Raw genomic sequence first — 4222 nt, 5'->3', positions numbered from 1 at the left:
CGCGAGCCGAGCGGCCGGCCGCCGGCGAGCATCCAGGCCTGCAGGCCGCCGCGCGGGTCGTGGCGGCGCACGACGCAGCCGGCCTCGACGATGCGCTGCGGGTCGAGCGCCGGGTGGCCGGGCTGCACGCAGTGGACTTCGGTCGCGAGCACGTAGAACGCGCGGTGCACCGGCAGGCGCAGCACCGGCAGCGCACTGCCGCCGAAGCGGTCGGCCTGCGTCCAGCCGTCATCGGCCGGTCCGCCGGCGGCGAGTTCGCCGAGGAAACGCGGGACGAAGTCGTCATCGAGGTAGCGGTGCAGCGTGCAGCCATCGCTCGCCGCTGCGTACCACGGCGCGCGCAGTTCGAGTTCGCCGGCGTGGCGGCGGGCGGTCTCGGGCGGACGGACGACGGCGTTCATCGCTTCACCAGACGTTGCCGGCACCCGGCGTGTAGCTCGCCGAGACCACCGCGTTGCTGATCAGCGTGTCGCACTTGACCACGCCGCTGAACTGGCTCATGCCGGCCGCGACCTTGAGCTGTCCGGCGCTGATGTTGACCTGCGGGGCGCTGAGGCTGATCTCTTCCACGGCCTGCACGCGCACGCTGCTGCCATCGACGGTGATCGTGTTGCCGGCGATCTCGATGCGCAGCAGGCCGTTGCCGCTGTCGCTCAGGCGCAGGCGCTGGCCGGCCGGGGTCTCGATCAGCAGCTGCGGGCTGCCGGCGTCATCGAAGCGCAGCTCGGTGCCGGCCGGCGTCTTCACGCTGTAGCGCTGCTCGACCGGCGCGGCGCCGGGCTGGGGCGGGGCTGCGCCGGTCCACAGGCTGCCGAGCACCAGCGGCAGCTCCGGGCCGACGAAGCCGAGCGCGACGATCTCGCCGATCTTCGGCAGGCAGGCGACGCCGTAGCCGTTGCCGGCCGAGGCCACGAGCACCGGCGCCCACAGCTCGACCTCGAGCGCAACGAGGCGCACCTGCACGCGACCACGGTTTTCGGGGTCGCGCGTGTCGGTGACGATCGCCAGTTGCAGCGTGCCGACGGCACCGGCGAGGGCGTGCGGCTGCGGTTCAGCTGCCATTCCAGTCCCCGCGTTCGAGCTTCAGCCGCGTGCGGAAGCCTTCGGTCAGATCGAAGGACTGCCAGACGCCGGTCATCCGGTAGCGCCCGGCGAAGCGCTTCGACACGCCGGACAGTTCCACGTAGCCGCCGCGGCGCAGCTTCGGGTTGCCGCGCAGCCGCATGTCGCCGTGTACCCAGGCGCCGGCACGGCGGCCGAACGCAGCGGCGGCGAGGCCGTCGGCGTCGGTCTGTGAGCCGGCGGCCGGCTGCGGGAAGACCTCGGCACCGGGCCAGCCGAGTGCGGCCAGCCGCGCGGCTGCAGTCACCGCGCCGGGCGGGGGCTGCAGCGTGCGCGCCGAGCCCCGGACTTCGCTGCCGCTCGCAAGGTCGTAGCCGCGTACCTCGACCGCGGTTGGCTGCTGCGCGAGGTCGGCGATCAGGCGCAGCTCGGCGCTGTCCATCGCATTGAGTGCGAGCGTGCCGGTCGGCGCTTCGGGGCGGCGGGCGACGAGCTTCGTGCCATCGAGCCAGGGCTCGATGTCGTAGCGCCCGAGCACACGGCAGAGCAGCGCCAGGTCGCTTTCGTTGAGCTGATGCCAGGTCGCGACCGGCGCATCGACGTTGCAGTCGGCCTGCAGCCGGGCGGCAGCGGCGAGCTGCGTGAGCAGCGCCGCCGGCGACAGCGCCTCGAAGCTGCGGCTGTGGCGACTGCGTGCCAGCCGGTGCAGCGCGTCTTCGGCGAGCAGCACGAGTTGCGGCGCGCCGCCGCCGTAGCGTTCCTCGACCGCGGTGATGTCGCCGGTGAAAACCTCGTCGTCGCCGAAGCCGAGCGTCAGCGTCTGGCCCGGCTGCAGCGAATCGAACAGGAAACCGGCATCGGCACCGCCACGCCCGCCCCAGTTCAGCAGCCTGACTTCGGCGTGCGCGGGCTCGCCGATGCGGCCACCGGCCGTGCAGGCGAGCACGGCCGTCTGCACGTCGGCGCGCAGACTGCCGTCGATGCGGCACCACGGGCGGGCGGCGGTGAAGGCGGAGTCAGACATCGGCCGGGTTCCTGTACCGGGGCATCAGTCGAACTGCAGCCGGGCCCGGCGCTCGGCGAGCAGCTCGAGCGCGAGCGCGAGCAGCAGCGGATCGGGCTGCACCGGGCGCGCGTCGGTCTCGGCCTGCGCGTCGTTCGCCGGCGCCGGCGGCGGCTCGGTCATGGTCGTGTCGAGTTCCTCGATATGCACCGGCATCGCCCGGACTCCTGAAAGTGTTCGCCAGAGTGCTTGCCAGAAAGCCCGCCAAAGTGCCCCCCGGACGCCGCTCAGACGCCGAAGCGGATCGACACGCCGGCGCGCACGGCCGGTGCCGGGGTTTCCACCGCGGCGCCGAGATGCGTGCCGAGCCGGGCCGAGGCGCCGAACGTGAAGCCGCCGCCGAGCGACGGTGCCGGACCCGGCGGCACGAACACGCCGACCCCGGCATCGACGCCGGCCCCGACGCCGACTCCAGCCCCGACCCCGACGCCGACTCCGGCCGTGAAACGCGGGGTTTCGAGGCCGTTGAACAGCGCCGTCGCGCGCCAGTCGCGGCCCGGATCGGCACCGGCGGCGCGCTCGGCCTCCGGCACCGTCGTCGCGCCGCCGGCCGGGGCGAACTGCGGCGGCGTGCGCGCGAGCGGCGGCTCGCCGGGCAGCGAGAAGTGCTGAAAGCGGTCCTCGGCGAGCGTCAGCGACAGCGTCGCGCGCAGCGGCACGCCCTCGGGCGAGAAGTAGTCGAGGGTTTCGGCGTAGCTCTGCATCAGCCCGTCGAAGCCGAACTTCCCCCACTGGAAGCGCAGCCGCCGCGGCACGGTCGGCTGCTTGCCATCGCCCTGGTAGCCGGGTTCGCCGGGTGCGACCGGCTTCATGAACAGCTCGGCGATCCTGCGCGTCTGCTCGCGCACGTCGCTGTAATCGAGGCTGGTGTCGAAGATCAGCTCGAAGCTCAGCGTCGAGGCGCTCTTGTCGACGAACTGCGCGGCGCTCTGTGCCTTGCCCTTGTTGCCGGCGTCGGCCTTGATCTGGTTGCTGAGCGCGAGCTTCAGACTCACCGGATTGAAGGCGACGCTGATCGCCTTCGCATCGAGCAGCGTATTGCCCTGCCAGGGCACGAGCCGGGCGCGGGTGACGGCGGGGTCGTCGGTGGCCATCGTCGGGGTTCCTCCGGATTCGTTCGGTCTCGCGTCAGCCCGGGCGCGCCAGCGTCAGCCCTTCGTGCACGAAGTGCAGTTCCTCGATCGCGACCTGCGCGGCGCTCGCCGACAGGTCGGCGCCCTTGAACTTCACCGGCAGCGCGTTGGCGAGCGTCCAGACCAGGCGCGGCGTGTCGCTGCCATCGGCGAGCACCTCGATCGTCGCGCGCATCCGGTAGCCGGTGACGCTCAGGCGGTTGACGCTCTCGAACCAGTTCCACAGATCGCCGACCGAGGTCATGCCGCGCTTGAGCACGACGGTCGCGAAGCTCGTCGTGCCGGCGCGCTGCAGTTCGCCCCAGTTGCGCCCGCCCTCGCGAATCGCCTTCGGCGTCATCGTCGCCTCCAGGCCGCTGACCTCGCTGAACGCGCCGGCGCAGATCAGCGCCGACGGTGCGCCGGCATCGGCCGAATACAGCTGCACGCGGAAGCGGAACGGGACGAAGACGGGTTCCTGCGCCGGTGGCGGCGAGGCTTCGGCATCGCCGGGACCGCCGCCGCCGAAGCCGACCGAGACGCTTGCCGACAGTCCGAACTCAGCCACGGCCGGCCACCGCCTGCGCGCGCCAGTCGCCGTCGACCGGCGCGAGCGTCAGCGTGATCGCATCGACCGGCACGGCCGGCGCAATCTCGATCTCGAAGGCGAGGGCGGCCGCGCCGGTCGCGGCGCGGCGGATCGTGCAGGCGTCCTCGAAGCGCGCCCCGCGCAGTGCGCCGAGCGCGTGCAGGCGCGCGAAGAAGTCTTCGAGCAGCAGCGCCGGGCGCGGGTCGTCGGGGTCGCTGACGAACACCAGGCGCTGACCGAGCGCATCGAGCCGGCGCAGCAGCCAGTTCACGAAGCGCAGGACTTCGGCCGAGCGGTAGTACGCGGTGCGCGCCGGCGGCTGCGGCAGCCCGGGCTGCTCGGCGCGCGTGTCCGGCAGGCCGCCGGGCAGGCGCTCGTCATCGAGCACGAGGCGGC

General features: G+C 72.9%; 5 protein-coding genes and 2 pseudogenes. All 7 read right to left on the bottom strand.

Annotation, left to right across the window (positions count from 1 at the left end):
• Nucleotides 1–401, bottom strand: a pseudogene (locus PKE44_RS15785) (hypothetical protein); the annotation flags it as partial.
• 4 nt (nt 402–405) lie between these two features.
• Nucleotides 406–1062, bottom strand: coding sequence for a phage baseplate assembly protein V (locus tag PKE44_RS15780; protein ID WP_324553032.1), 657 nt, complete (start codon nt 1060–1062; stop codon nt 406–408).
• Nucleotides 1052–2086: a contractile injection system protein, VgrG/Pvc8 family gene (locus PKE44_RS15775; protein ID WP_324553030.1), complete on the bottom strand. Its 1035-nt coding sequence runs from the start codon at nt 2084–2086 to the stop codon at nt 1052–1054. The genes PKE44_RS15780 and PKE44_RS15775 overlap by 11 nt, the downstream gene beginning before the upstream one ends.
• A gap of 24 nt (nt 2087–2110) precedes the next feature.
• Nucleotides 2111–2281: a hypothetical protein gene (locus PKE44_RS15770; RefSeq protein ID WP_324553027.1), complete on the bottom strand. Its 171-nt coding sequence runs from the start codon at nt 2279–2281 to the stop codon at nt 2111–2113.
• 71 nt (nt 2282–2352) lie between these two features.
• The gene (locus PKE44_RS15765) at nt 2353–3219 is read right to left on the bottom strand and encodes a hypothetical protein (RefSeq protein WP_324553025.1); all 867 of its coding nucleotides are present in this window, start codon (nt 3217–3219) and stop codon (nt 2353–2355) included.
• 34 nt (nt 3220–3253) lie between these two features.
• Complete coding sequence (locus PKE44_RS15760; protein ID WP_324553023.1) at nt 3254–3805, bottom strand: phage tail protein; 552 nt, start codon at nt 3803–3805, stop codon at nt 3254–3256.
• Nucleotides 3798–4222 (bottom strand): annotated as a pseudogene (locus PKE44_RS15755) (hypothetical protein); the annotation flags it as partial. The gene PKE44_RS15760 and the pseudogene PKE44_RS15755, both read right to left, overlap by 8 nt.

It is taken from the genome of Plasticicumulans sp. (assembly GCF_035331805.1).
Taxonomy (GTDB): domain Bacteria; phylum Pseudomonadota; class Gammaproteobacteria; order Competibacterales; family Competibacteraceae; genus Plasticicumulans.
The sequence above is the reverse complement of the archived record's forward strand: the minus strand, read 5'-3'. Positions and strand labels throughout refer to the sequence as shown.